Raw genomic sequence first — 23,885 nt, forward strand, 5'->3', positions numbered from 1 at the left:
GTCTCCATGCGAATGTGAAAGTCGCATCGAGACTAAAGAAGCCGCGCATGTCCGTATTGAAGAAAACTGCCCTCGGCGGCGCTGCCGGGATTCACGTAACGCCGAACCGGGCACAGCGCTCACCGGCGCTCGAAAGTCGTTGGACGCAGGCGTTGCAGCCGAAGGCATCGAGTCTCACATCACGGATGAGCGGCCGTCGCGAGCGCGTCGAACGCGTCGGCTTCCGGAAGCTGCAGCCACGACTCCGGGCCTGCGTCGATTTCCTCGACCGTCAGCAGGCACGCATCGAGTTCGCGACGCAACGTGGCGTGATCGATCGACTGCCCGATGAACACGATTTCCTGCCGACAATCCCCGGCCGGCTCCTCCCATTTTTTCAGCACGCCATCGCGACGATAGTCGTCGTGCGGCCAGTCCGACTGCGGGATAAATCGCCACCATCGCCCAACGTAACCCCACTGGAACGCTCCGCCCGTCTGCACGAGCATGGCGATCTCGGCATAGCGGTGCGCAGCCCAGACATAGCCCTTGCAGCGAAGCAGTCGGCCGTTGTCCCACGGACGACGCAGCCATGCGAGCAGGCGCGCCGGATGAAACGGCGCACGTTCGCGATAGGTCCACGACGCGATCCCGTACGCATCCGACTCCGAGGGGCGTTCGTCGATCTGCATGCGCTGCATCCATCCCGGCGATTCGACGAGCGCCGGCAGATCGAAGCGCCGGGTATCCAGCACGTCTGACGGATCGACCTTGCCGTGCTGCATCGGCAGGATTCGCGCAGATGGATTCAGCGATGCGAGAATTGCGCGCAGCCGGTCGAAACCCGCGTGGCCGATCCGGTCGAGACGGCTCACGAGGATCACGTTCGCGTATTCGACTTGCTCGAGCAGCAGGTCCGACGGCTTGCGCGGCGGACCGGAATTGCCGTCGTTCGCGAGCGTCGCGTCGTGCGAGACCGGTTCAGCCGACGCGATCATGTCCTCGAACGTCTCGCCGTCGACCACCGTGACGAGCGTGTCCAGCCGCGCCAGTTCGCTCAGGCTGAAACCGTCTCGATCGAGAAACGCAAACGTCTCCGCGACCGGCATCGGCTCCGAGATGCCGGTCGATTCGATCAGCAGATAATCGAAGCGGTGCTGCCGCGCCAGCGTGCTGATCTGCTCGAGCAGATCGGCGCGCAGCGTGCAGCAGATGCAGCCGTTGCTCATCTCGACCAGTTCGTCCTCGCCTCGATGCAGCTCGACGTTGCGCCGCACATCGTCGGCGTCGACGTTCACTTCGCTCATGTCGTTGACGATCACGGCGACCTTCAATCCTGCGCGATTGCGCAGGATGTGGTTCAGCAACGTCGTCTTCCCGGCGCCGAGGAAGCCGGACAACACGGTGACCGGAATCCTCGGCGCCGGGGCGGCCGGCGTTCCCTGATTCCCCGGCGCCGTCATGCGCTCTGCCCGGACGCGCGATCCAGGTAGCCTTCGAACAGGTCGACCACGACGTAGCCGTCGTCGGCGGCGTCGCCCCACAGATCCTTCACGCGGAACTCGACATGGTAGGTCGGCTGATGCGCGGCGCCGGTGTCGCCGTGGCCGATCGCGTCCGGGAATGGCCACGATTCGGTCGTCCGGTGCAGCACGACACCTTCCTTGCCGCGAACGTAGCCCGGCGCGCGGATGTGTCCGCTGACGTATTCGTCGCGAACGACGACGCGATCGCCGACCTCGAACCGCGTTGATTCGGGCGGTGCCGCCCGGCCCCCGGATTTCGGCGGGTTCGCGAGCCGGAAATGCGAACCGAGCGCGCGGTCGAGTTCATCCTGCGTGAGCACGCCGGTTTCGACGAGCAATGTCGCCGTCGCGATCACGTAGCGCTCGTAGTAGCGCGTGCCGACGTGCTGGCGCACGTCGATGCGTTCGACCGCGTGACGTACCTCGTCGACGCTGAATTTTTTCAGTTGGTCCACGCCGACGAACATCAGACTGTACGCGAGATGTTCCCAGTCTTCCTTGAAGACCGGCTTGTAGCCGAGACTGTTGATCGTATGCGGCACCGGGCCGAAACCCTGGAATCCGCCGAGGTCGTGAAAGCCGTCCATATGTGATCTCCGAGATGAAGGTCGAGAGCGAAACGTGGTGGGCGTCAGCGCGCGCGCGGCAGCGCAACGCCGATCAGCACGTCCTTCGTGACGAGCGTGCGCAGTTGTTCTTCGGTCATGTGCTCGCTGCCGGCCGGCCGCACGGGCAGCACGAAATAGCGGCTTTCGGCGGTCGTATCCCAGACCTTCACGACGACGTCGTCGGGCAGGTCGGTGCCGAGCTCCCGCAGCACCGTGCGCCCCTCGCGGACGAGCCGCGCACGATATTCGAAGCCCTTGTACCACTCGGGCGGCAGACCGAGCACAGGCCAGTTCGTGCATGAGCACAGGCTGCAGACGATCACGTTCTTCAGCGTGGGCGTGTCTTCGAGCGCGACGATGTATTCGCCCTGCGGGCCGGTGTAGCCGAACTGCGCGCACGCGGTCGTGCCGTCCTTGAGCAGAAGTTCGCGAAACGCCGGGTCGACCCACGCACGCGCGACGATGCGCGCGCCATTGGCCGGATCCCAGGTCGTGGACATCAGCTCGGTCAGGCCTTCGATATAGCCGTCGGGGATCAGGTTCTTCTCTTTCATCACGCGAAACAGCGCCCAGGCACGTTCGCCGGGCGTCGAGACCGTTTCCGCGGAAGGGGGCGTACTCATCGTTGGGGCTCCTTGTGGTGGTTCGGATTGACCGCCGCCACGGGGTCGGGACTGCCCTGGCGGGGTGCGGCCGCGTGGTGTCGGCCACGCTCGACGAGCAGGGTAAGAAGAGAAAAAGCGCGGTTCTTTGCCGGCACGGATCGGAAACTATGCTGAGACGGCCCCGTTGCGCGGCATGGGGCCGACACGCAACGGATGCACGGCGATTGGCGGCAATCGACGGGGCGCCCGGCACGAAAACCGTGGCGGCCGGCGCACGTTTTTCGACCGCTTCATGGCATCGGAAGCGCAGATCCGTCACAGCCAATTTCTTGTTCCGCCGGAAAACAGAACTGCGGATTTTGCCTTTCTATTCTCATCCTCAAGCGATGGCCGTTCGATGTCGCGAATCGCCGGCATCCCCGATGTACCGGCGGAACAACAGTCAGCCAGCACCCCGCGATTCCACCGTCCGGCGACGGTTCCCGTTCGTCATGCGGCGGGCGTGGCGGTGTCTGCGCAACCAGGTGAGGAGCATGATGGACAACGTCAACAGAATGAAACTGAAGCGAATCGCGCGCTGGATCGGCTTGTCGCTGATCGCCGTCGCATCGCATTACGCGGGCGCGGTCGAGGTCGATCCCGGCGACTATGAGCAGTATCCGATCGGCGCGACGATCGGCGTGCTGTACTACAACTATTCAGCGACGAACGCGTACTACGCGAACGGCCACCGGACGTCGGATTTCGATCTGCAGTCCAATGTCGGCATCGCCCGCCTGCTGCATGTGTTCCAGCTCACCGACAGGCTCACGATCGATCCGCAGGTGTTGCTGCCGTTCGGTCACGTCAGCAGCTTCGGCAACGCAAGTTCGCTTGGCAGTACGAATGGTGTCGGCGACGTGATCCTGACAGCTCCATTGAAATTTCGCCTGAACGACGCGAAGGACGTCGCCGCCGCGACCATCTACGTTTACGCGCCGACTGGGAGTTACGACCAGAACCGCGGTCTCAATCTCGGTGCCAATCGCTGGTCGCTCGATTTCCAGGCGGCCTACATCAAGCACTTTTCGCCACAGTGGGCACTCGATCTCGTCGGCGACGCGATCTGGTACGGCAACAACAGGTCGTACGGCGCGAGCGGCACGACGCTGCATCAGCGGATGAGCTACAGCGCACAGGCGATGGTGCGTTACATGCCCGATCCGGGCACGTCGCTCGCGATCGGCATCACCCAGCTCTGGGGCGGTGAAACGAGCGTCGACGGCGCGGACAACAACGACGCGCTTCGCACGACGCGCATGCGGATCACCGCGGCGAAATTCGTGACGAAGGCCGATCAGGTGCAAATCCAGCTCGGCACCGACCTGAGCGTGCGCAACGGGCCGAGGAACAGCGTGCTCGCGGGCCTGCGTTACGCGCACATCTTCTGACCACCCGCATGCGCCGGGATACGTCCGGTGCATGTGGCTCCGTGTTCCCAACGTCGATACCTCGACATCCGATTCCCTTTCCAGAGAGGTCATGCATGGAATCCGCCATCGACAAACACCTGGTCTGCCCGCGGACGCTGTCGCGCCGCGTCGCCGATGACTACCAGCCGCCGTTCCCGATGTACGTCGCCCGGGCCGCCGAAGACCTGAGCCAGGTCGTGATGGGCTATTTCGGCGTGCAATACAGCGGCGCCGACAAGCGCGCGGCGGCACTGGCCGCGTTGCGCCGAATCGTCGCCGATTTCGGTGCGCAGGACGGGCCGAAAAACTACGATCTGACGCAACACACCGACGACCAGGGTTACGAGAACCTGATTGCCGTCGGCTATTGGCGCGATCCGGCCGCGTATGCGCGCTGGATTACGTCGCCGGCGCTCGTCGAATGGTGGACCTCCGACGCACGCCTCGCGGACGGCATCGGCTACTTCCGGGAAATCGTCGCGCCGCGCGCCGAGCAGTTCGAGACGCTTTACGCATTTACGAGCGATTTCCCCGGCGTCGGCGCGATCATGGACGGCGTCAGCGGCGAGATCGAGGAGCACGGCTACTGGGGATCGATGCGCGACCGGTTCCCGATTTCGCAGACGGACTGGATGAGCGCGGACGGCGAGTTGCGCGTCGTCGAGGGCGATCCGGCCCGCGGCGGCCGCGTGGTCGTGCTGGCGCACGACAACATCGCGCTGATTCGCTCCGGTCAGGACTGGCGCGCGGCCGAGCGCGACGAGCGCCGACTGTATCTCGAGGAGATCGAGCCGACGCTGCGCAGCGGGATGGACTTCCTGCGCGACAACGGCACGGACGTCGGCTGCTACAGCAATCGCTACGTGCGCTCGATCGATCTCGACGGCAACGTGCTCGACGAGAGCTACAACATCGGCCACTGGCGCTCGCTCGACCGCCTCGAACGGTGGGCCGAATCCCATCCGACGCACCTGCGGATCTTCGTCACCTTCTTCCGCGTCGTCACCGGGCTGTCGAAACTGCGGCTGTATCACGAGGTTTCCGTCTTCGACGCAAAGCATCAGGTCTACGAATACGTGAACTGCCATCCGCGCACCGGGATGATGCGCGACGCCGTCGCCCGCTGAATCCCGCCGGCACCGCCGGGGCCGGCGGTGCCGCTTACCGAACTGGAGAACGTCGATGGCCATCAAACGCCCGACCCGCGAACAACTGTCCGATATTGCAGCCGGCTTCGGCTTTCATCTCGATTCCCGCCAACTCGCCGAATACGACGACGTACTGCAGGCGAATTTCGACGCCTACGATGCGATCGACGCGCTGCCCGACTATCTGCCCGTCGTCGCGTATCCGCGCACGCCGGGCTACCGCCCGGAAGGCGACGAGAACCGTTACGGCGCATGGGCGCGCAAGAGCACGATCCACGGTGCCGCCGACGGCAAGCTGCGCGGCAGGACGGTGGTCGTGAAAGACAACATCTGCGTCGCCGGCGTGCCGATGCGCAATGGCTCGAGCACGTTCGAGGGCTACGTGCCCGACGTCGATGCGACCGTCGTCACGCGGGTGCTCGACGCTGGCGGAACGATCGCCGGCAAGTCGACCTGCGAGTACTACTGCTTTTCCGGCGGCTCGCACACGAGCGCGTCGGGGCCGGTGCACAATCCGCGCAAGGCCGGGCACTCGTCCGGCGGCTCGTCGTCCGGCAGCGGCGCGCTGGTCGCGAGCGGCGAGGTCGACATGGCGCTCGGCGGCGATCAGGGCGGCTCGGTGCGGATCCCGTCCGCCTACTGCGGCATCTACGGGATGAAGCCGACGCACGGGCTCGTGCCGTACACCGGCGCGATGCCGATCGAGGCGACGGTCGATCATCTCGGGCCGATGACGGGCAGCGTGCTCGACAATGCGCTGCTGCTCGATGTCATCGCGGGCGACGACGGACTCGATCCGCGCCAGCGGGCGCTGCCGCCGCGCGTCGATTATCTCGGCGCGATCCGCGACGGCATCGCCGGCCTGCGGATCGGCATTCTGCGCGAAGCGTTCGGGCTCGCGAATTCGGAGAAAGTCGTCGACGAGGCCGTGCTGGTTGCCGCGCACCGGTTGCGCAAGCTGGGTGCGAGCGTCGCCGAAGTGTCGGTACCGTTGCATGCGGCCGGCACCGCGATCTGGTTGCCGATCGCGGCCGAGGGCGCGACGCAGCAGATGATGAAGGGCAACAGCCACGGTTTCAACTGGAGTGGCCTGTACGTGACCGGCATGATCGATCACCATGCGGGCTGGCGCGAGCGCGCCGATGAGCTGCCGGATACCGTGAAGGTGACGATGTTGCTCGGCGAGTATTTCACGAGCCGGTATCGCGGCCGCTACTACGCGAAGTGCCAGAACATCGCGCGGCGCTTGCGGGCGGATTACGACGCGGCGCTGCAGTCTTGCGACGTGTTGTTGATGCCGACCGTGCCGATGCGTGCGTCGAAACTGCCGGAACCGGGTTGTGCGATGTCCGAGTCGCTGACGCGGGCGTTCGAGATGATTGCGAATACCGCGCCGTTCGACGTGTCCGGGCATCCGGCCATGTCGCTCCCGTGCGGCGTCGCCGATGATCTGCCGATCGGGCTGCAACTGGTCGGGCGCCGCTTCGACGAGGCGACGATCTATCGCTGTGCGTATGCGTATGAACAATCTTCCGACTGGCGTCAGGCGACATTCGCATAACGTGCCCGGAGCCTCGCCGCCGCGCTGCGTGTCGGTCCGGCCGGCAACGCGGCGGGCACGGTGGAATCGATTGGACAATGTGCTTTTGAACGGGCACGCTACCGGCTGCGTATTTGCCAACGCATGTGGGGCACGACCATGACGATGCGTCCTTTCCCGCGCGCCGCAAGCGGTGACGCGCCCGGCTTGGACTCCGACAGCCCGCCGGGCGAACGAACGAATTCGGCAATCGAGGTGGCGACCAACGGCTCGATCAGCCAGCGTATCGAATTCTGGCGCGAGACGATTCTGCGCTTGTTCGCGGACGTGCAGATCGCGGCCGTGCAGAAAGCCGATTTCTTCGGCCAGGTTCGGCAGCGTAGATGCGAAAAGATGCGCATCTCTGAGATCTACGCAAGCGAGCAGGCCGTGATCCGGCGTTATCGCCAGGCGCGGAGCGAGTACGAGGACAAGTATTTCGGAGTATTGATGCTCGAGGGCAGCCAATCGGTCGAGCAGGACGGCAAGATCGTCACGCTGCACCCCGGGGATTTCGCGATCTACGACGCGACACGGCCTCACCACCTGACGTTCGGCCAGTCGTGGCGCGAGATCGTCGTCAGCATTCCCCGCACGACCCTGAACCAGCTCGTCGTCGGAATGGAGCACCGTACGGCATGCCCGACGCAAACCGGGGAGGGTGTCGGCAGCGTCATGCGCGCGTTTCTCGAGCAGATGTCGTCGCAGATCCGTAACGTGTCCGAGGACGAGATGCGGCAGTTGTCGGATACCGCGATCTCGCTGATCGCGATGACGGTCGGGGGCTTGCAGCGCAACGACCTCGCGCAATCAAGGATGAAGGCGTTGACGCTGACGCGGGTGAAGCGGCATCTGCTCGAGCACCTGCGCGACCCGGAGCTGAACCCGATGATGATCGAGCGGTCGATCGGCATTTCGTCGCGCTACATCAACAAGCTGTTCGAGGCGGAGAACACGTCGCTGATGCGTTACGTATGGAACCTGCGGCTCGAGCGGTGCGCGCAGGATCTCGTGAATCCGCAATGCGCGATGCTGCGCGTGTCCGACATCGCGTTGCGCTGGGGATTCAACGACATGTCGCATTTCAGCCGCGTGTTCCGCGAGCGGTTTGCGATGTCGCCGCGGGCGTGGCGCGAGCAGGGCAGCAAGCCACGCGCGTGACGCGTCCCGGGCCGCGTTCGAGGCGGGCAGGCGCCGCTCGGACGCAGTTGGGGCATCCGACAGGCGCGGGCGCCGTCAGTGCACTGCGCGCGGCGCGTGCGCCGGCCGCAGCGCGGGCGCGTCGCCCGCGTCGGCCGCGCGCAGCGGGCCGACGCTGCACAGCTGCGTCGACACCGAGAAGCCGAACGTATTGACGCCGCCGGAGCACGCGACGAACACGCTGCCGCCGTGCATCTCCGCGACGGCCTTGACGATCGACAGCCCGAGCCCGTGGTTCTCCTTGCTGTTCGCGCGCGCTTCCTCGAGCCGGTAGAAGCGCTCGAACACGTGCGAGCGCTGCACGGGGTCGATCGGTTCGCCGGGGTTGGCAACCGACACGTCGACGAGCGTGTCGCGCGGCGTGATCGTCACGTTCAGCGTCGCGCCGGGCGCCGAATGCTGGATCGCGTTGATCAGCAGGTTGGTCATCGCGCGGCGGAACAGCGACGGGTCGACGGCTGCGTGCGCATCGCCGTGCAGTTCGGCGCGCAACTGCGCTTCGTCCAGCGGAATCTCGAGGAAGTCGAGCATGCGCCGCACTTCGTCGGCGAGCGACACGTGCTTCAGGTCGGTCGCGCGCTCGCCGCGATCGCTGCGCGACAGGAACAGCATGTCGTTGATGATGACGCGCAGCCGTTCGAATTCCTCGAGGTTCGACTGCAGCGTCTGGCGCATCCGGTCGACCGAGCGGTCGCGGCTCGTCAGCGCGACCTGGGTCTGGCCGATCAGGATGCTGATCGGCGTGCGCAACTCGTGCGCGACGTCCGCGTTGAACGCCTCGAGCCGCGCGTAGGTCTGCTGGATGCGCTCGAGCGCACCGTTGAACGACGCGGCCAGATCGCGCAGCTCGGTCGGCAGCGCGTCGGTGTGCAACCGCTGGCGGCGGTTGGTGGCGTTGATCGCCGCCGCGTCCTGCGACAGCCGTTCGAGCGGCGCGAGCCCGAAGCGCGCGACCGCGCGGCCCAGCAGCAGCGTCACGACGGTAGCGATCGCGATCAGCGCCGCGAGCGTCCACACGAAACGGCGCAGCATCCGCTGCGTACGCTCGCACGACGACGCGACGATCAGCTTCAGATCGGGGCGCTCCCCGCTGCCCGCGATCGGGACGGTCTTCGTCATCACGTCGTAGCTGCTGTGGTTGAGCGCGTACTGCTGGAACGCACCGAACGGCTTGCCGACCGGCATGCCGTCGACCGGATGACCGAAGCGGAAGTTGGCGTCGGGGCTGTCGATCTGGTAACGCGTCGACCCGTCGGGCGGTTCGAGGTCGGCGAGCTTTTCCTGCATCAGGCGGCCGCGTGCGGCCGTGGTCGCGTGCGACACGATCATCTGCGCGACCTTCGCGCGCGTGTCGATCGTCGCGCGCAGTTCGGCAAACAGCTGGCGCTCCATCATCACGAACAGCCCGCAGCCGACCAGCGTGAACACGAGCAGCGACACGATGCCGAACATCGCCGACAGACGCAGGGTGATCGAGCGTTTCATGCGTGCCTCTCGTTGTCGGCGTCCTCGCGCGCCTCGAGCACGTAGCCCATGCCGCGGATCGTGTGCAGCAGCTTCTCCGCGAACGGGCCGTCGAGCTTCGCGCGCAGGCGCTTGATCGCAGTCTCGACGACGTTCGCGTTGCTGTCGAAGTTCACGTCCCATACGAGTTCGGCGATCGTCGTCTTCGACAGCACCTCGCCGCTACGCCGCGCGAGCACGCCGAGCAGCTGGAATTCCTGCGCGGTCAGGTCGAGGCGCGTGCCGTCGCGCGACGCGCGCCGGCCGATCAGGTCGACGCGCAGGTCGCCGATCGAGATCAGCGTCGATTCCTGCACGCGCGCGCGGCGCGTCAGCGCGCGCAGCCGCTCGATCAGCTCGAGGAACGAGAAGGGCTTGGTCAGGTAGTCGTCGGCGCCGCCGCGCAGCCCGCGCACGCGATCATCGACGCGGTCGCGCGCGGTCAGCATGATCACGGGCGTCTGCTTCTGCGCGCGCAACGCGCGCAGCACGCCGAAGCCGTCGAGCTTCGGCAGCATCACGTCGAGCACGACCACGTCGTATTCGAATTCGACGGCCTTCCACGCGCCGTCCTCGCCGTCGAGCGCGGTGTCGACGACCCAGCCCTCCTCGGTGAGGCCGCTCTTCAGGTATTCGACGACTTTCGGTTCGTCTTCGACGATCAGGACTTTCATGGGTTTGTCCTTGTAACCGGGTTAGGGGCCGACGCTCGCGGCGCGCGAGAGGTTTGCCGTCGCGACGTCGGTCGGCGTGGCGCCGCCGGTCGCGCCGCCGTCCCAGCCGCCGCCGAGCGCCTTCGCGAGAAACACGACGAGCGCCGCGCGCTGGCCCTGGATCTGCACGGCCTGGCGCTCGCTCGTCAGCAATTGCTGCTGGGCGGTCAGCACGTCGATGAACGGCGTGAGGCCGCCCGCGTAGCGGTCCTGTGCGAGCGACACGAGCTTGCGCGCGTCGTCGACGGCCGCCGATGCCTGCTGCGCGGCTTCGGCCAGCACCGACAGGCCCGTCACCGCATTTTGCACCTCCTGGAACGCGGTGAGCACGGTCTGCCGGTAGCTGGCCTGCGCGGCGGCATAGCCGGCCTGCGCGAAATCGACGCCGGCCTTCAGCTTGCCGCCTTCGAACAGCGGCTGGCTGACCGACGCGCCGACCGACCACAGCAGCGCCGGCACCGTGAACAGGCCGGCGAAGCGCGTCGCATCCCAGCCGATGTCCGGCGACAGCGTGATGCGCGGGAAATACGCGGCGCGCGCGACGCCGATCTGCGCGTTCGCGGCCGCCATCGCGCGTTCGGCCGACGCGACGTCGGGGCGCCGCTGCAGCAGGTCGCTGGGCATCCCGGTCGGCAGCGCGGGCGCGTTGATCGCCACCACGCGCGGCGGCAGCGAGAATTCGGGGGCCGGCGTGCCGACCAGCGTCGCGATCGCGGTTTCGACCTGCGCGCGCTGCTGGATCAGCAGCTGTGCCTGGGTGCGCGTCGCGTCGAGCTGCGCGCGTTGCTGCAGCAGATCGAGGCCGGACACCGCACCGAGGTCGTGGCGCGCGCTCACGTAGTCGAGCGCCTTCTGCTGCAGGTCGATCGAGCGCTTGACGACGTCGATCTCGGTGTCGAGCTCGCGCAGCGCGAAGTAGCTCGACGCGAGATCGGCGGTCAGCACGAGGCGCGCGTTCGCGAAATCGTCGCGCGCCTGCTCGGAGCTGGCCTGCGCGGATTCGACGCTGCGCCGCACGCGGCCGAACAGGTCGAGTTCATAGCTGGCGCTCGCACCGACCTGGATGTCGTTCTGGACGGTCGACGTGCTCCGCGTCGCGTAGTTGGTCTGCGGCCGGTCGGCGGAGATCTTGAAGCGCTGGCCGCTCGCGTTCAGGCCGACGGCCGGATACTGCGCGGACGCGACCGACGCGAGCGTCGCCTTTGCCTGGTCGTAGCGTGCGGCGACGGCCTTCAGGTTCTGGTTGCTGCGCAATGCATCGGCTTCGAGCGCGTCCAGCTGCGCGTCGCCGAAGGCGGTCCACCAGGCCGGATCGAGCGGCGCACGGGCCGGCGCGGCCGGGTGCCAGTACGCGTCTGCCGGGTCGAGCCGCCAGGCGGCCGGCGTCTCGACGGCGGGGCGCCGGTAGTCGGGGCCGACCGTGCAGCCGGCAAGGGCCGCGACCGCGACGGCGGCCAGGAGCGCGGCGGGGCGCAGGCGGGCGCGCATCGCGCTCACGACTTCGCTCCCGCGGCGGCGGACGCCGGCTTCACGGCCGGCGGCGCCTGCACGATGACGGCGTCGCCGTTCGCGAGCGCATCGCTCGGGTTCGCGACGAGGCGGTCATTCGGCGTGAGCGGGCCGTCCACTTCGAGCGTCTGCCCGATCGTGCGCGCGATCGTCACCGCCTTCAGGCGCACCTGGCCGTTCGCGTCGACGGTCGCGACGGTCGGCCCTTCGGCGCGGAACAGCAGCGTGTTGGCCGGAATCTGCAGGCGGCCGACCGGCGTCATCGGCAGCGTCGCCTGCACGTATGCGCCGGGCAGCAGCCGTCCGTCCGGGTTCGGCAGCGTGATCTCGATCTGCAGCGAGCGCGTCGCGACGTCGATTGCCTGGGATGTGCGCGTGATCGTGCCGTCGAAGGTCTGGCCAGGCAGCTCGGCCTGCGCGACGCTCACGTGCTGGCCGACCTTGATTTGCTGCGCATACGCCTGCGGCACCTGCACATACAGGCGCAGCCGGTCGGCCTGCACGACCGTGAACAGCGAGCGGCCCGCGTTGCCGGAATTGACGAGGTCGCCGACGTCGACGTTGCGCTGCGTGACGATCCCGTCGATCGGCGCGACGATGCGCTGGAAGCCCTTCAGTTCGGTGAGCCGGCGCATGTTCGCATCGGCCGCCGCGAGGTTCGCGCTGCCCTGGTTGAACGCGCCTTGCCGGTCGTCGAGTTCCTGCTGCGACACCGCATCGCGCTGGCGCAGTTGCTGCGCGCGGTCGAACGACGTCTTCGCGAGCGCGAGCGCGGCCTGCGCCTGCTGACGCTGCGCGGTGGCCTGCGCGAGTTCCTGGTTGAGCTCGGGCGTGTCGAGCTCGGCGAGCAGTTGCCCCTGCTTCACGTGCGCGCCGATGTCGGCCTGCCAGCGCAGCACGTAGCCGCTCGCGCGCGCATAGATCGGCGCCTCGACGAAGCCGCGCAGCGTGCCGGGCAGCGTGAGCTTGCCGCCGGTGGCCGCATCGACCGGATGCACGACGTTCACGTACTGGCGCGTGTTCTGCTCGGCCACTGCGTCGAGCCGGTTGCGGTTCAGCACGTTGACGACGATCGTGCGCGCGGCGCCCGCGGCCAGCAGCACGCCGACCACGACCAGCACGATCCGCCCGCGCCGCGACACCGACGTGCGCGTCGGCAGGTGCATGCCGTGTTCGTCCACCTGGATGCCGACGGAGCTGTGATGTTTCTCTTCCATGAATTGACCGGGTCTAGAGGCTAGGGGCGAAAGTCAGCGTCCGGCCTGGCGCACGCGCCGGTGGGCCAGTCGCGAATGCACGCCGCCGAACACGAGCGGCACGAACAGCAGCGTCGAAACGGTGGCGAACAGCAGGCCGCCGATCACCGCGCGGCCGAGCGGCGCGTTCTGCTCGGCGCCTTCGCCGAGACCGAGCGCCATCGGCACCATCCCGATGATCATCGCGAGCGCCGTCATCAGCACCGGGCGGATCCGCGTCGCGCCGGCCTCGAGCGCGGCCGTGAGCGGCGGTGCGCCGGCGGCGAGGCGTTGGCGCGCGAACGACACGACCAGGATGCTGTTCGCGGTCGCGACGCCCACCGTCATGATCGCGCCCGTCAGCGCGGGCACGCTCAGGTGCGTGCCGGTGATGAACAGCATCCACGCGATGCCGGCGAGCGCGGCAGGCATCGCGCTGATGATGATCAGCGGATCGAGCCACGACTGGAAATTCACGACGATCAGCAGGTAGACGAGCACGATCGCCATCGCGACGCCCGCGCCGAGACCGATGTACGACGTGCGCATCGTCTCGACCTGGCCGCGCACCGTGAGGTCGGTGCCGCGCGGCAGCGTCGCGCGCGCGTCGGACACGATCCGGTCGATCGCGCCCGCGACCGAGCCGAGGTCACGGCCCTCGACGCTCACGTACAGGTCGATCGCCGGGCGGATGTTGTAATGCGTGATCACGGCCGGGTTCGAAACGGGGTGGATCTGCACGAGGTTGCCGAGCAGCTGCAGCGGCATGCCCGTGCGCCCGCTCGCGGAAATCGGCGTGCCGAGCAGGTCGTCGATCGACGCGATGTCGTATTGCGGGGTCTGGATCTGCAGCGGGTACTGGACGCCGGTGCGCGGGTTGATCCAGAACGACGGGGTCGTCTGGGAACTGCCGGACAGCGAGATCAGCATGTTCTGCGCGACGTTTTGCGCGGAGAGGCTGAGCTGCTGCATGCGCGTACGGTCCATGTCGGCCACCAGGGTCGGTTCGTCGTTGCGCTGCAGCACGTGCACGTCGACGGTGCCGGGGATTTGCCTGATCTTTTTCATCAGGCTGCTCGCGATAGCCATGTTACTCGCGAGATCGTTGCCGAGCACCTGCACGTCGATCGCGGCCGGCTGACCGAAGTTGAGGATCTGCGTGATGATGTCCGACGGCTGGAAGAAGAACTCGACGCCGGGGAAGCGCTGCGGCAGCAGCGTGTGCAGCGTCTGCACGTAGTGCTGGGTCGAGCGATGGCCGGGCTTCAGCGCGATCATCAGTTCGCCGTCGAGCGTGCCGATCGTGCCGCTGTTGCTGTACGACAGGTTGATGCCGCTCACCGGCAGCCCGAGGTTGTCGACGATCGCGCCGAGTTCGTCTGGCGGCACGGCTTCGCGGATCACGCGCTCGACCTGGTCGGCGAGGCGCGCGGTTTCCTCGATCCGGTAGCCGGTCGGTGCGCGCATGTGCAGCCGGATGTTGCCGGAATCGGCGTTCGGGAAGAAGTCGCGGCCGAGCACGAACACGAGGCCGGTCGACAGCACGCAGAAGCCGAGGAAGCACGTCGCGTAGAAGCGGCGGCGCACCAGCAGGATGCTGAGCAGCACGATGTACCACGCGCGCAGCCGCTCGAACGCGGCATTGAACGCGTGATGGAGGCGCGCGAAACGCGACGTCGAGTGGTCGGGGCCGGTGGTGGCCTGCTGCGGGCGGAACAGCAGCATCGCGAGAGTCGGCACGAGCGTGCGCGACAGCACGTAGGACGCGAGCATCGCGAACACCACGGCTTCGGCGAGCGGCACGAACAGGAAGCGCGCGACGCCCGTCAGGAAGAACATCGGCACGAACACGATGCAGATGCACAGCGTCGATACGAACGCGGGCACTGCGATCTCGCCCGCGCCTTCGAGAATCGCATCGTGCAGGTTGGTGCTCGACGAGGACCCCAGCGCGCCCTCCGGTCGCGGCCCCCCGAGGGGGCTGCCGGGCTCGCCAGGGTCGGCCCGGCGCGTGCCGAGATGCAGGTGCCGCTCGATGTTCTCGATCGTGACGGTCGCGTCGTCGACCAGGATCCCCACCGCGAGCGCGAGCCCGCCGAGCGTCATGATGTTGATGGTCTCGCCGAGCGCGGAGAGCGCGATCAGCGACGTGAAGATCGACAGCGGAATCGAGATCGCGATGATCAGCGTGCTGCGCCAGTTGCCGAGGAACAGCAGGATCATCATCGCGGTCAGCACGGCCGCGATCAGCGCCTCGCGGATCACACCCTGCACGGCGGCGTTGACGAACACCGACTGGTCGAACAGCGGCGTGATCGTGAGCCCTTCGGGCAGCGTCGGAATCACCTTCGGCAGCAACGCCTTCAGGTCCGACACGACCTTCAGCGTCGACGCGTCGCCGGTCTTCAGGATCGACATCAGCACGCCGCGCTGGCCGTTCTGGCGCACGACGTTGGTCTGCGGCGCGAAGCCGTCGCGCACCGACGCGACTTCGCGCAGGTAGGTCGTCGCGCCGTTGACGGTTTGCACCGGCAGGCCGTTGATGTCGGCGACCGTGTCGGCCGACGCGTTCGTGTCGATCCGGTATTCGGTCTGGCCCATCTTCGCGGTGCCGGTCGGCAGCACGAGGTTCTGCGCGTTGACCGCGTTGACGATGTCCGCGGGCGTGAGGCCCTTCGCGAGCAGCGCCTGCGGGTCGAGGTCGATCGCGACCACGCGCGTGCGGCCGCCGTACGGAAACGGGATCTGCGCGCCCGGGATCGTGATCAGTTGCGGGCGCAGGAAGTTGAGCGCGATGTCGGCGAGCGACTGTTCGCTGAGCGTCTTGCTGGATAACCCGAGCTGGATCACCGGGATGCTCGACGCGGAATAGGTGATCACGAGCGGCGGCGTCGCGCCCTGCGGCATCTGCCGCACGATCGCCTGCGCGGACGAGACCGTCTGCGCGATCGCCGTCTGCACGTTCGCGCCGGGCTGCAGGAACACCTTCACGACCGCGATGCCGGGCAGCGAGGTCGACTCGATGTGCTGGATGTTGTTGACGGTCGTCGTCAGGATCCGTTCATGGACGGCCGTGATCCGGTTGGTCATCTCCTTCGCGGAGAAGCCGTTGTAATTCCAGATCACGCTGATGACGGGAATGTTGACCGCCGGCAGGACGTCGACAGGCGTGCGCATCAGCGCAAGCGGGGTGGCCAGCACGATCATGATGGCCATCACGATGAACGTGTAGGGGCGCCTGAGCGCGAGATTGACGATCCACATGGAGGCAGCGGGACAGGCGGTGATCAGGCGTCGGTGAAGGGAACCCGAATGATAGGCGTCGGGGCGGAACGGGTCACTGGCGCGAAACTGGCGGAATTGTCAGGTTGGGGCGGGGTGACGAAAGGCCGATTCATCGGATGAAAGGCGCGCGGGCGCAGGCACCCGGAAACCGCCGCCGTGCCGTATGCGGATGCCGCATCGACGACGGTTCCACTCATCCGGCGTCGCTCAGATCTGTTCCATCCCGACCCGCGCCAGCGCGGCCAGATCGACGACTTCGATCTGGTTGTACGCGAGCCGCAGCACGCCGAGTTTCTCGAGCTGCTGCAACGCCTGGTTGATCCGCTGCCGCGACACGCCGACGAGCATCCCCAGTTCCTCCTGCGAGATCGCGAGCGACGGACCGGTGTCCGGGTACAGCGCAGGGTTGAACAACTGCGCGAGCGCCTGCGCGACGCGCGCGTCGACGTCGAGCAGCCGGCTGTTCTGGATCGACGCGATGAACTCGCCCATCCGGTTGTTCAATTGATGGATCACGAAGCGCGTGAACGGCAGGCTGGTGTCGAGCAGCGCATGGAACGTGTCGACCGGGACGAACAGCACGATCGAGCGCTGGACGGCGACGACTTCGTACTTGCGCAGCTCGCGCTTGATCACGCTGCCTTCGCCGAACCAGCCGCCCGACGGCACGCCGGAAAACGTGCAGCCGCGCCCCGACGCGTTGAAGATCGCCAGCTTGAGCAGTCCGCGATGCACGCCGATCCAGTATTCGGACGGCGCGAGCCGCTGCGCGATCACGTCGCCGGCTTCGTGCCGTTCCGCATGGGACTGCGCGAGCACCAGCGCCTGGTGTTCCGGCGCCAGCGCGCGGAACCACGCGCACTGGCCGAACAGCGCGGACAGGGCGGGCAACGGACCCGGGTCGGCCGGCGAGTGGTCCGGCGGAGCGGCCGCGTCGGGCGGCGCAACGGAGTGATCGTGCATGGGTGCGGGTTTGCGAGGATAGGGATAACGCGCAGCGTTCATCGGGCACTCTGTCGTTTCGATGACAGACGGCTCACAATAGCGCCCGTTAGGCTATCGGCAATTGAACCACATCAAAACCGATCGGGGTGCATGCACGCCGGCCGGCAGAAAACGGGAGACAGGATCATGACGCAGATGTTCGAGGCCGGACTCGGCCGCCGCGAGGCCAACTACGTGCCGCTCACGCCGATCGACTTTCTGGTCCGCGCGGCCGAAGTCTACGGCGAGCGCCTCGCGATCGTGCACGGCGACGTGCGGCGCACGTGGGGCGAGACCTACAAGCGCGCGAAGCAGCTCGCGAGCGCGCTCGCGCGGGCCGGCGTCGCGCGCGGAGAGACGGTCGCGGCGCTGCTGCCGAACATCCCGGCGATGGTCGAGGCGCACTTCGGCGTACCGATGGCCGGCGCCGTGCTCAACACGATCAACACGCGGCTCGACATTTCGTCGGTGCTGTTCATGCTGCGTCACGGCGAAGCGAAGGTGCTGATCGTCGACACCGAATACGCGGAGCTCGCGCATCGCGCGGCGCTCGAAGTGCCGGGCCTGAAGATCGTCAGCGTCGCCGACGCGATGCCGGCCGACCCCGCGCGCTTCGCGGGCGCGACCGACTACGAAGCGTTCGTCGCGGGCGGCGACCCGGACTACGCATGGACGCCCCCCGCCGACGAGTGGGAGGCGATCGCGCTGAACTACACGTCCGGCACGACCGGCGACCCGAAGGGCGTCGTCTATCACCATCGCGGCGCGTATCTCGCGGCGATCAGCAACATCCTCGAATGGGACATGCCGAAGCACGCGGTGTATCTCTGGACGCTGCCGATGTTCCATTGCAACGGCTGGTGCTTCCCGTGGGCGGTCGCGGCGCGCGCGGGCGTGAACGTCTGCCTGCGCAAGTTCGACGCGAAGACGGTGTTCGACCTGATCCGCCGCGAACGCATCACGCATTACTGCGGCGCGCCGATCGTGCAGAGCGCGATGGCGAATGCACCGGCCGAGTTCCGCGCGGGCATCGATCACACGGTGCACGCGATGGTCGCCGGTGCCGCGCCCGCGCCGGCCGTGATCGCGAAGATGAAGGAGATCGGCTTCGACCTGCTGCACGTGTACGGACTGACCGAGGTCTACGGCCCGGCGACCGTGTGCGCGAAGCAGGCGCACTGGGACGAACTGCCCGACGACGAGCGCGCGCGGCTCAATGCGCGGCAGGGCGTGCGCTATCACCTGGAAGCGGGCGCGACGGTGCTCGACCCGGACACGATGGCGCCGGTGCCGGCCGACGGCGAGACGCTCGGCGAGATCATGTTCCGCGGCAACATCTGCATGAAGGGTTACCTGAAGAACCCGCACGCGACGGACGAGGCATTCCACGGTGGCTGGTTCCATACGGGCGATCTCGGCGTGCTGACGCCGGACGGCTATATCCGCATCAAGGATCGCCGCAAGGACATCATCATTTCCGGCGGCGAGAACATCTCGAGCATCGAGGTCGAGGACGCGCTGTACCGGCATCCGGCCGTCGAGGTCGCGGCGGTGGTCGCGATGCCTGACCCGAAATGGGGCGAGGTGCCGTGCGCGTTCGTCGAGCTGCGCCACGGCATGAGCGCGACCGAGGAGGAAATCGTCGCGCACTGCCGGCAGCTGCTCGCGGGTTTCAAGGTGCCGAAGGTCGTGCGCTTCGGTGAGTTGCCGAAGACGTCGACCGGCAAGATCCAGAAATTCCAGCTGCGCAATGCGGTCGGGTCGGACAAGGCGATCGACCTGGCCGGGGACAAGAAGTAATCGACGCGACCGGGCAGTTGCCCGGCCGTTCGTCGTGCGTCACGCGTCGCGGGCCAGCCGGAACACGCTGACGGCTTCCGCCAGTTGCGCGGCCTGGTCGCGCAATGCGACGGCCGCGCGTTCCGCATCCGAGATCAGCGTCGCGTTCTGCTGCGTCGCCTCGCCGATCTGCGTGATGGCCTGATTCACCTGCTCGATGCCGGTCGATTGCTCGCGCGACGCGGCGCTGATCTCGCCGATCAGCGTGCTGACCTGATCGACGCGCTGGACGATGTCGCGCATCGTGCCGCGCGCGGCGTCCGCGATCCGATAGCCCTGTTCGACGGTCGTCGACGATTCGGCGCTCAGCGCGTCGATTTCCTTGACCGCGGCCGCGCTGCGCTGCGCGAGTGTGCGCACTTCGGCCGCGACCACCGCGAAGCCCTTGCCGTGCTCGCCCGCGCGCGCGGCCTCGACGGCAGCGTTCAGCGCCAGGATATTGGTCTGGAACGCGATGCCTTCGATCGTGCCGGTGATGTCGGCGATCCGGCGCGTCGCACGGCCGATGTCGTCCATCGTCGCGACCACGCGTTGCACCGCCGTGTCGCCGTCGGTCGCGGCGGCCGATGCGTCGGCGACCAGCGCGTTCGCCTGCGCCGCGTGTTCCGCGTTCTGCTGCACGGCGGCCGTGATCTGCTCCATGCTGGCTGCCGTCTGTTCGACGCTGCTCGCCTGCGTCGCGATCCGCGCCGCGATGTCGCCGCTGCCGGCCGCGATGCCGACCGTGCCGCGCGCGATGTCGGACGAGCTGCTGCGCACCTGCGCGACGATCCGCGCGAGGCCGTCGCCGATTCCGTCGACCGCCTGCACGAGCCGGCCGATCTCGTCGTTGCCCGCCGCGCCGCGCGCGGCGGCGCCGTCGCGGATGCGGATGCTGAGGTCGCCGGACGCGAAGCGTTCCGATGCACGCGCCGCCGCATCGAGCGGTCGGCTCACCACGCGTCGCACGACGACGAGGAACAACGCCGCGAACGCCGCGACGAGCACGGCCGCGATCATCAGGAAACGGTTGCGGACGGTGCGCATGCCCGCCAGCAGTTCGTCGTCGAGCGCGATGCCGCCGACCAGCCACTGCCATTGCGGAATCGTCGTGAACGACACGAATTTGGCGCTGGGCGCGGCGTCGTGCGCGGCCGGATCGGCCGACGTGTAAGCGAGCCGGCCCTGGCCGGCGGCGAGCATCTGCGTGTACGGCGCGCGCGCGTCGTCGGCGCGCTGGCCGGCCGCGTCGGGATGGACGACGAAGGTGCCGCGCGATGTACCCGGCGACGCATCGAGCACGAAGTAATAGCCGTTTTCACCGATCTTCAACGCCCGGATGCCGTCCTGCACGACTTGCAGCTCGGCACCGACGTCGAGGCCGACGAACAGCGCGCCGATCACGCGACCCGTCGCGTCGGTGACGGGCTTGTACTGCGTGATGTACGGCCGGCCGAACAGTTTCGCGAGGCCCGTATAGCTGCGTCCGGCGACGAGCGGCGCGTAGGCGGGGCCCGCGCGATCGAGGCGCGTGCCGACCGCGCGCGAGCCGTCCTGCTTCTTCAGCGACGTCGTGATGCGGACGAAATCGTCGCCGTCGCGCGCGAAGATCGTCGCGATCGCGCCGCTTTTCTTCAGGAACTGGTCGGGAATCGCGTAATCGAGGTCGAGCGGCTGGCCGCCCGCGGACAGTGTCGGCGCGGCGACGCCGCCGATGTCGACGGTGCGGGCCGGGTCGAGCGCGAAATCGGCCGGCAGGTAACTGGCGAACAGCGCCATCGCGCGGGTGGCTTCGGCGGACAGCGCCTTGTCGAACATTTCGACCATCGCACGGATCGACTGCTCCTTGTCCGCGATGCGCGCATGGGCCTCGTCGGCGAGTTGCTGGCCAGCGAAATGGGCGAGCGCCCATGCGAAGGCGGTAAACAGCAGCGCGACGAGCACGCATGCCAGCGCGGCCAGGCGCGCGCCGACGCTCGCCCCGCCCAATTGGGTCAATCTCATATGAATCCTGAGTCGAGAGGGAGAGAGGCGGAACGCACGCGCCACCGCATACCGTAAGGAATACGGCAGCTTCGGTGAATTCTTTAGCGGTGCGAAGCCGGAGGGGGCGGGCAGGCTCGCCCGACGCAGGCGGGCAGCGTCAGTGCATCACGAGCCACGCGACGGCCAGATACCGCCCGACCTTCGCGATCGTGACGATCGCGAGGAAGGTCGGCAGCGGCTCGCGGAGTACGCCGGCGACCATCGTCAGCGGATCGCCGACCACCGGCGCCCAGCTCAGCAGCAGCGACCAGCGGCCGTAACGCGCATACCAGCGCTCGGCGCGCGCGAGCGCGGCCGGCTTGACCGGGAACCAGCGGCGCTCGCGGAAGTGCTCGATGCCGCGGCCGAGCGCCCAGTTGACCACCGAACCCGCGACGTTGCCGACGCTCGCGACCAGCAGCAGCGCCCACACGGGCTCGCGTCCGGCGAGCAGCAGGCCGGCGAGCACGGCTTCGGACTGGAGCGGCAGCAGGGTCGCGGCGACCATCGACACGGCGAACAGGCCGCCGTAAGTGAGCAATTCGGACATCGCGCGATTGTACCGGCCGCGCGTCGGCCGGCACCGGTCACGCGGCGGCGTCGGTGCCGAACAGCAGGTGCGAGATCACCGACTTGTCGACCGGTTCGTCGTTGAGCGTGCTGGCGAGCAGTTCGCCCGCGAGCTGCTGCGGCGAGAACACCATGTCCGGCTTCAGCAGGCGCAGCCGCTCGAGGTTACGTTGCTGGTTCACGAGCGCGACGGTACGCACCGTCGACGCGATCTCGCGGATCGCGAGGATGATGAACGCATTCTCGGCATCGTCGGAACGCAGCGCGAGCACCGCGCGGGCCGTTGCCGCGCCGGCGCTTTCCAGCACCGCGTGGTCGGTGGCGTCGCCGACGATCAGGTCGGTCCCGCCCGCATAGTTGTGCTCGACGCCGGCCGGCACGATGACGGTCACGGCGTAGCCGCGCTTGCGCAGCCCCTCGTGCACTGCATGCGCGACGGGCGTCGCGCCGACGATCAGGAAATGATGCTTGCGGATCACGTTCGAAATGCCTCCCTTGACGATCCGTTTCAGGTTGCCGCCGATCACCGGCCCGACAACCGCGCTGATCGACGTCGCGAACACCGTGATGCCGAGCACGATCACCGATGCGGTGAAGAGGCGCGCGGTGGGCGCGTGCGGCACGATGTCGCCGTAGCCGACCGTCGACATCGACACGATCGAGAAGTAGACGGCCGTGGCGAGGTCGTGGACCGGCGGCGTGAATTCGTCGCCGAGATACAGCACGCCGAAGGTCGCGTAGATCAACAGCGACACGATGCTGAGCAGCGCGAACAGGCTGCTCGCGGCGACGCTCGCGCGGTCGAAATGGCGCCAGTAGTAGATCAGCGTGACGGCCAGCACGGCCGTGTACACGAACACCGCGTTGCTGCGGTAGCCGCCGAGGATGCTGATCGCGGCGGCCGCGACCAGCAGCAGGATCGACAGCACCCACGCGACGCGCGCACGCAGCACGATGCCGATGGCCATCGTCGCGAGGCCGGTCGCGACGACGACCTGCGGCAGCACGACGAGGCCGGCGTTATCGACGAGATTCAGCGCGTCGGTGAGCCACGCACGATGCACGCCGAGCTTCGCATGGGCGACGACGGGGCGCAGCACCATCAGTGCATCGAGCGCGAGGAGGAGAGCGAGATACCAGTGCAGGCCGATCGGCGCGAACAGCCGCCGCAGGCGGGTAGTGACGTGCTTCATGCAATCACCCGGTCGAGCCGGGCATGTCCAACGAACCAGGCGCTACCCTAAAGCATTCGGCGATCGGCTGCTTTTTCGCGGGGTGCGCGGGTGACCCAGCACCTGCGCGTGCGGCCGCGCGGTCTCAGTTCCAGCCGACCATGATCGCGCCCATGCCGACCAGCAGCCCGCCCGTCACCCGGTTCATCGCGCGCATCCGCGCCGGACGCTGCAGCGCATGGCTCAGCCGGTGCGAGAAGAGCGCCATCGACGCAATGCCGCCGGCGAACAGCAGCGCGAAGGACGTCGCGAGCAGCAGGAACTGCGCGTTCAGGCTCCAGTCTGCGCTCGGTACGATGAACTGCGGAAAGAACGACGGAAAGAACAGCAGCGTCTTCGGATTCAGGCCGGAGGTGGCGAGGCCGCGCCAGAACAGTGCGCGTCCGCTGTCGGTGTCGTCGGGTGCGGCGCTGCCGGGCTGGGTCGACGCGGCGGGCGCGGTGAGCTGCGCGCGGCCTAGCCATTGCTTGCCGCCGAGCCACACGAGGTAGGCGGCGCCGGCCCAGCGCAGCACGTTCAGCGCGTGCTCGTCGAGATGGACCAGCGAATTCAGGCACAGCGCGGTCAGCGCGAGCTGCAGCAGCACGGCGAGCGTGCCGCCCCATACGCACGGCAGCGCGCGGCGCCAGCCGGTGCGCAATGCCTGGTTCATCGTGAGGAGGTTGACGGGGCCGGGGGCGTAGATGAGGACGGCGGACGCAGCGAGGAACGACAGATAGAGCCTGAACGACATGACGGGAGGTGCGGAAAACGAAGGATCAGGCGCCGGCCCGTGCAGCCGGATAGGCGCGCGGGAGGCGGGACATTACATGCCTGCGTGTCCGGCGCCGCAACTCGTGATTGCGGTCGTGCGTCCCGGTGCGAAGGGGTTGTCGCGGGGAGCGTGCCGGACAACAGGCATGGAGAAAATGTATC

18 protein-coding genes are annotated in these 23,885 nt (G+C 67.6%); 5 read left to right on the top strand and 13 right to left on the bottom strand.

Annotated features, from left to right (window positions below; translation table 11 throughout):
* Positions 1-179: 179 nt before the first annotated feature.
* The 3 genes from DIE08_RS01070 to nthA are packed head-to-tail and all read right to left on the bottom strand — an operon-like array spanning position 180 to position 2,736.
* The gene (locus DIE08_RS01070; RefSeq protein WP_124900745.1) at positions 180-1,442 is read right to left on the bottom strand and encodes a GTP-binding protein; all 1,263 of its coding nucleotides are present in this window, start codon (positions 1,440-1,442) and stop codon (positions 180-182) included.
* Entirely contained in the window at positions 1,439-2,092 is a 654-nt protein-coding gene (gene nthB / locus DIE08_RS01075) for a nitrile hydratase subunit beta (protein WP_124623814.1), read from the bottom strand. The genes DIE08_RS01070 and nthB overlap by 4 nt, the downstream gene beginning before the upstream one ends.
* Before the next feature lie 44 nt (positions 2,093-2,136).
* A complete protein-coding gene (nthA, locus tag DIE08_RS01080) occupies positions 2,137-2,736 on the bottom strand; it encodes a nitrile hydratase subunit alpha (RefSeq protein WP_124900746.1) in 600 nt (199 codons plus the stop codon).
* 515 nt (positions 2,737-3,251) lie between these two features.
* Here nthA and DIE08_RS01085 point away from each other — a divergent pair.
* The 4 genes from DIE08_RS01085 (at position 3,252) to DIE08_RS01100 (ending at position 8,057) form a co-directional block, all read left to right on the top strand.
* The gene (locus DIE08_RS01085) at positions 3,252-4,148 is read left to right on the top strand and encodes a transporter (RefSeq protein WP_124900747.1); all 897 of its coding nucleotides are present in this window, start codon (positions 3,252-3,254) and stop codon (positions 4,146-4,148) included.
* Between the two features lie 95 nt (positions 4,149-4,243).
* On the top strand, positions 4,244-5,296 hold the full coding sequence (locus DIE08_RS01090; RefSeq protein WP_124623823.1) for a phenylacetaldoxime dehydratase family protein: 1,053 nt from the start codon (positions 4,244-4,246) through the stop codon (positions 5,294-5,296).
* A gap of 55 nt (positions 5,297-5,351) precedes the next feature.
* Complete coding sequence (locus DIE08_RS01095) at positions 5,352-6,878, top strand: amidase (protein WP_124900748.1); 1,527 nt, start codon at positions 5,352-5,354, stop codon at positions 6,876-6,878.
* 138 nt (positions 6,879-7,016) lie between these two features.
* On the top strand, positions 7,017-8,057 hold the full coding sequence (locus DIE08_RS01100) for a helix-turn-helix domain-containing protein (RefSeq protein ID WP_124900749.1): 1,041 nt from the start codon (positions 7,017-7,019) through the stop codon (positions 8,055-8,057).
* 75 nt (positions 8,058-8,132) lie between these two features.
* Here the strand turns inward: DIE08_RS01100 and DIE08_RS01105 are convergent, their stop codons facing one another.
* From DIE08_RS01105 to DIE08_RS01130, 6 genes are all read right to left on the bottom strand, one after another.
* Positions 8,133-9,581, bottom strand: coding sequence for a heavy metal sensor histidine kinase (locus tag DIE08_RS01105; protein ID WP_124900750.1), 1,449 nt, complete (start codon positions 9,579-9,581; stop codon positions 8,133-8,135).
* On the bottom strand, positions 9,578-10,273 hold the full coding sequence (locus tag DIE08_RS01110; RefSeq protein ID WP_059599382.1) for a heavy metal response regulator transcription factor: 696 nt from the start codon (positions 10,271-10,273) through the stop codon (positions 9,578-9,580). The genes DIE08_RS01105 and DIE08_RS01110 overlap by 4 nt, the downstream gene beginning before the upstream one ends.
* A gap of 21 nt (positions 10,274-10,294) precedes the next feature.
* Complete coding sequence (locus DIE08_RS01115) at positions 10,295-11,800, bottom strand: efflux transporter outer membrane subunit (RefSeq protein ID WP_124900897.1); 1,506 nt, start codon at positions 11,798-11,800, stop codon at positions 10,295-10,297.
* A gap of 5 nt (positions 11,801-11,805) precedes the next feature.
* Positions 11,806-13,038, bottom strand: a complete 1,233-nt coding sequence (locus DIE08_RS01120) for an efflux RND transporter periplasmic adaptor subunit (protein WP_124900751.1) — start codon at positions 13,036-13,038, stop codon at positions 11,806-11,808.
* 33 nt (positions 13,039-13,071) lie between these two features.
* Positions 13,072-16,320 (bottom strand): efflux RND transporter permease subunit, encoded by a 3,249-nt coding sequence (locus tag DIE08_RS01125; RefSeq protein ID WP_124900752.1) that lies wholly within the window; start codon positions 16,318-16,320, stop codon positions 13,072-13,074.
* Between the two features lie 228 nt (positions 16,321-16,548).
* The gene (locus tag DIE08_RS01130; RefSeq protein ID WP_185715820.1) at positions 16,549-17,304 is read right to left on the bottom strand and encodes a Crp/Fnr family transcriptional regulator; all 756 of its coding nucleotides are present in this window, start codon (positions 17,302-17,304) and stop codon (positions 16,549-16,551) included.
* 168 nt (positions 17,305-17,472) lie between these two features.
* Between DIE08_RS01130 and DIE08_RS01135 the strand changes: the two genes are divergently transcribed.
* Positions 17,473-19,125, top strand: coding sequence for an acyl-CoA synthetase (locus tag DIE08_RS01135; protein WP_124623845.1), 1,653 nt, complete (start codon positions 17,473-17,475; stop codon positions 19,123-19,125).
* A 39-nt stretch (positions 19,126-19,164) separates the two neighbouring features.
* Here the strand turns inward: DIE08_RS01135 and DIE08_RS01140 are convergent, their stop codons facing one another.
* The 4 genes from DIE08_RS01140 to DIE08_RS01155 form a co-directional block, all read right to left on the bottom strand.
* Complete coding sequence (locus DIE08_RS01140; RefSeq protein ID WP_124900754.1) at positions 19,165-21,147, bottom strand: methyl-accepting chemotaxis protein; 1,983 nt, start codon at positions 21,145-21,147, stop codon at positions 19,165-19,167.
* A gap of 139 nt (positions 21,148-21,286) precedes the next feature.
* Complete coding sequence (locus DIE08_RS01145) at positions 21,287-21,718, bottom strand: YqaA family protein (RefSeq protein ID WP_059679604.1); 432 nt, start codon at positions 21,716-21,718, stop codon at positions 21,287-21,289.
* A gap of 37 nt (positions 21,719-21,755) precedes the next feature.
* Complete coding sequence (gene kch, locus DIE08_RS01150) at positions 21,756-22,931, bottom strand: voltage-gated potassium channel protein (protein WP_124900755.1); 1,176 nt, start codon at positions 22,929-22,931, stop codon at positions 21,756-21,758.
* Between the two features lie 124 nt (positions 22,932-23,055).
* The gene (locus DIE08_RS01155; protein ID WP_124623856.1) at positions 23,056-23,703 is read right to left on the bottom strand and encodes a LysE family translocator; all 648 of its coding nucleotides are present in this window, start codon (positions 23,701-23,703) and stop codon (positions 23,056-23,058) included.
* Positions 23,704-23,885 lie beyond the last annotated feature (182 nt).

The sequence above is a fragment of the Burkholderia sp. Bp9004 genome (assembly GCF_003858025.1).
Taxonomy (GTDB): Bacteria; Pseudomonadota; Gammaproteobacteria; order Burkholderiales; family Burkholderiaceae; genus Burkholderia; species Burkholderia diffusa.

Excerpts from the sequence above, each read along its gene's own strand:
- DIE08_RS01070 (WP_124900745.1), bottom strand. The coding sequence starts at position 1,442 with ATGACGGCGCCGGGGAATCAGGGAACGCCGGCCGCCCCGGCGCCGAGG.
- nthB (WP_124623814.1), bottom strand. The coding sequence starts at position 2,092 with ATGGACGGCTTTCACGACCTCGGCGGATTCCAGGGTTTCGGCCCGGTG.
- nthA (WP_124900746.1), bottom strand. The coding sequence starts at position 2,736 with ATGAGTACGCCCCCTTCCGCGGAAACGGTCTCGACGCCCGGCGAACGT.
- DIE08_RS01085 (WP_124900747.1), top strand. The coding sequence starts at position 3,252 with ATGATGGACAACGTCAACAGAATGAAACTGAAGCGAATCGCGCGCTGG.
- DIE08_RS01090 (WP_124623823.1), top strand. The coding sequence starts at position 4,244 with ATGGAATCCGCCATCGACAAACACCTGGTCTGCCCGCGGACGCTGTCG.
- DIE08_RS01095 (WP_124900748.1), top strand. The coding sequence starts at position 5,352 with ATGGCCATCAAACGCCCGACCCGCGAACAACTGTCCGATATTGCAGCC.
- DIE08_RS01100 (WP_124900749.1), top strand. The coding sequence starts at position 7,017 with ATGACGATGCGTCCTTTCCCGCGCGCCGCAAGCGGTGACGCGCCCGGC.
- DIE08_RS01105 (WP_124900750.1), bottom strand. The coding sequence starts at position 9,581 with ATGAAACGCTCGATCACCCTGCGTCTGTCGGCGATGTTCGGCATCGTG.
- DIE08_RS01110 (WP_059599382.1), bottom strand. The coding sequence starts at position 10,273 with ATGAAAGTCCTGATCGTCGAAGACGAACCGAAAGTCGTCGAATACCTG.
- DIE08_RS01115 (WP_124900897.1), bottom strand. The coding sequence starts at position 11,800 with ATGCGCGCCCGCCTGCGCCCCGCCGCGCTCCTGGCCGCCGTCGCGGTC.
- DIE08_RS01120 (WP_124900751.1), bottom strand. The coding sequence starts at position 13,038 with ATGGAAGAGAAACATCACAGCTCCGTCGGCATCCAGGTGGACGAACAC.
- DIE08_RS01125 (WP_124900752.1), bottom strand. The coding sequence starts at position 16,320 with ATGTGGATCGTCAATCTCGCGCTCAGGCGCCCCTACACGTTCATCGTG.
- DIE08_RS01130 (WP_185715820.1), bottom strand. The coding sequence starts at position 17,304 with ATGCACGATCACTCCGTTGCGCCGCCCGACGCGGCCGCTCCGCCGGAC.
- DIE08_RS01135 (WP_124623845.1), top strand. The coding sequence starts at position 17,473 with ATGACGCAGATGTTCGAGGCCGGACTCGGCCGCCGCGAGGCCAACTAC.
- DIE08_RS01140 (WP_124900754.1), bottom strand. The coding sequence starts at position 21,147 with ATGAGATTGACCCAATTGGGCGGGGCGAGCGTCGGCGCGCGCCTGGCC.
- DIE08_RS01145 (WP_059679604.1), bottom strand. The coding sequence starts at position 21,718 with ATGTCCGAATTGCTCACTTACGGCGGCCTGTTCGCCGTGTCGATGGTC.
- kch (WP_124900755.1), bottom strand. The coding sequence starts at position 22,931 with ATGAAGCACGTCACTACCCGCCTGCGGCGGCTGTTCGCGCCGATCGGC.
- DIE08_RS01155 (WP_124623856.1), bottom strand. The coding sequence starts at position 23,703 with ATGTCGTTCAGGCTCTATCTGTCGTTCCTCGCTGCGTCCGCCGTCCTC.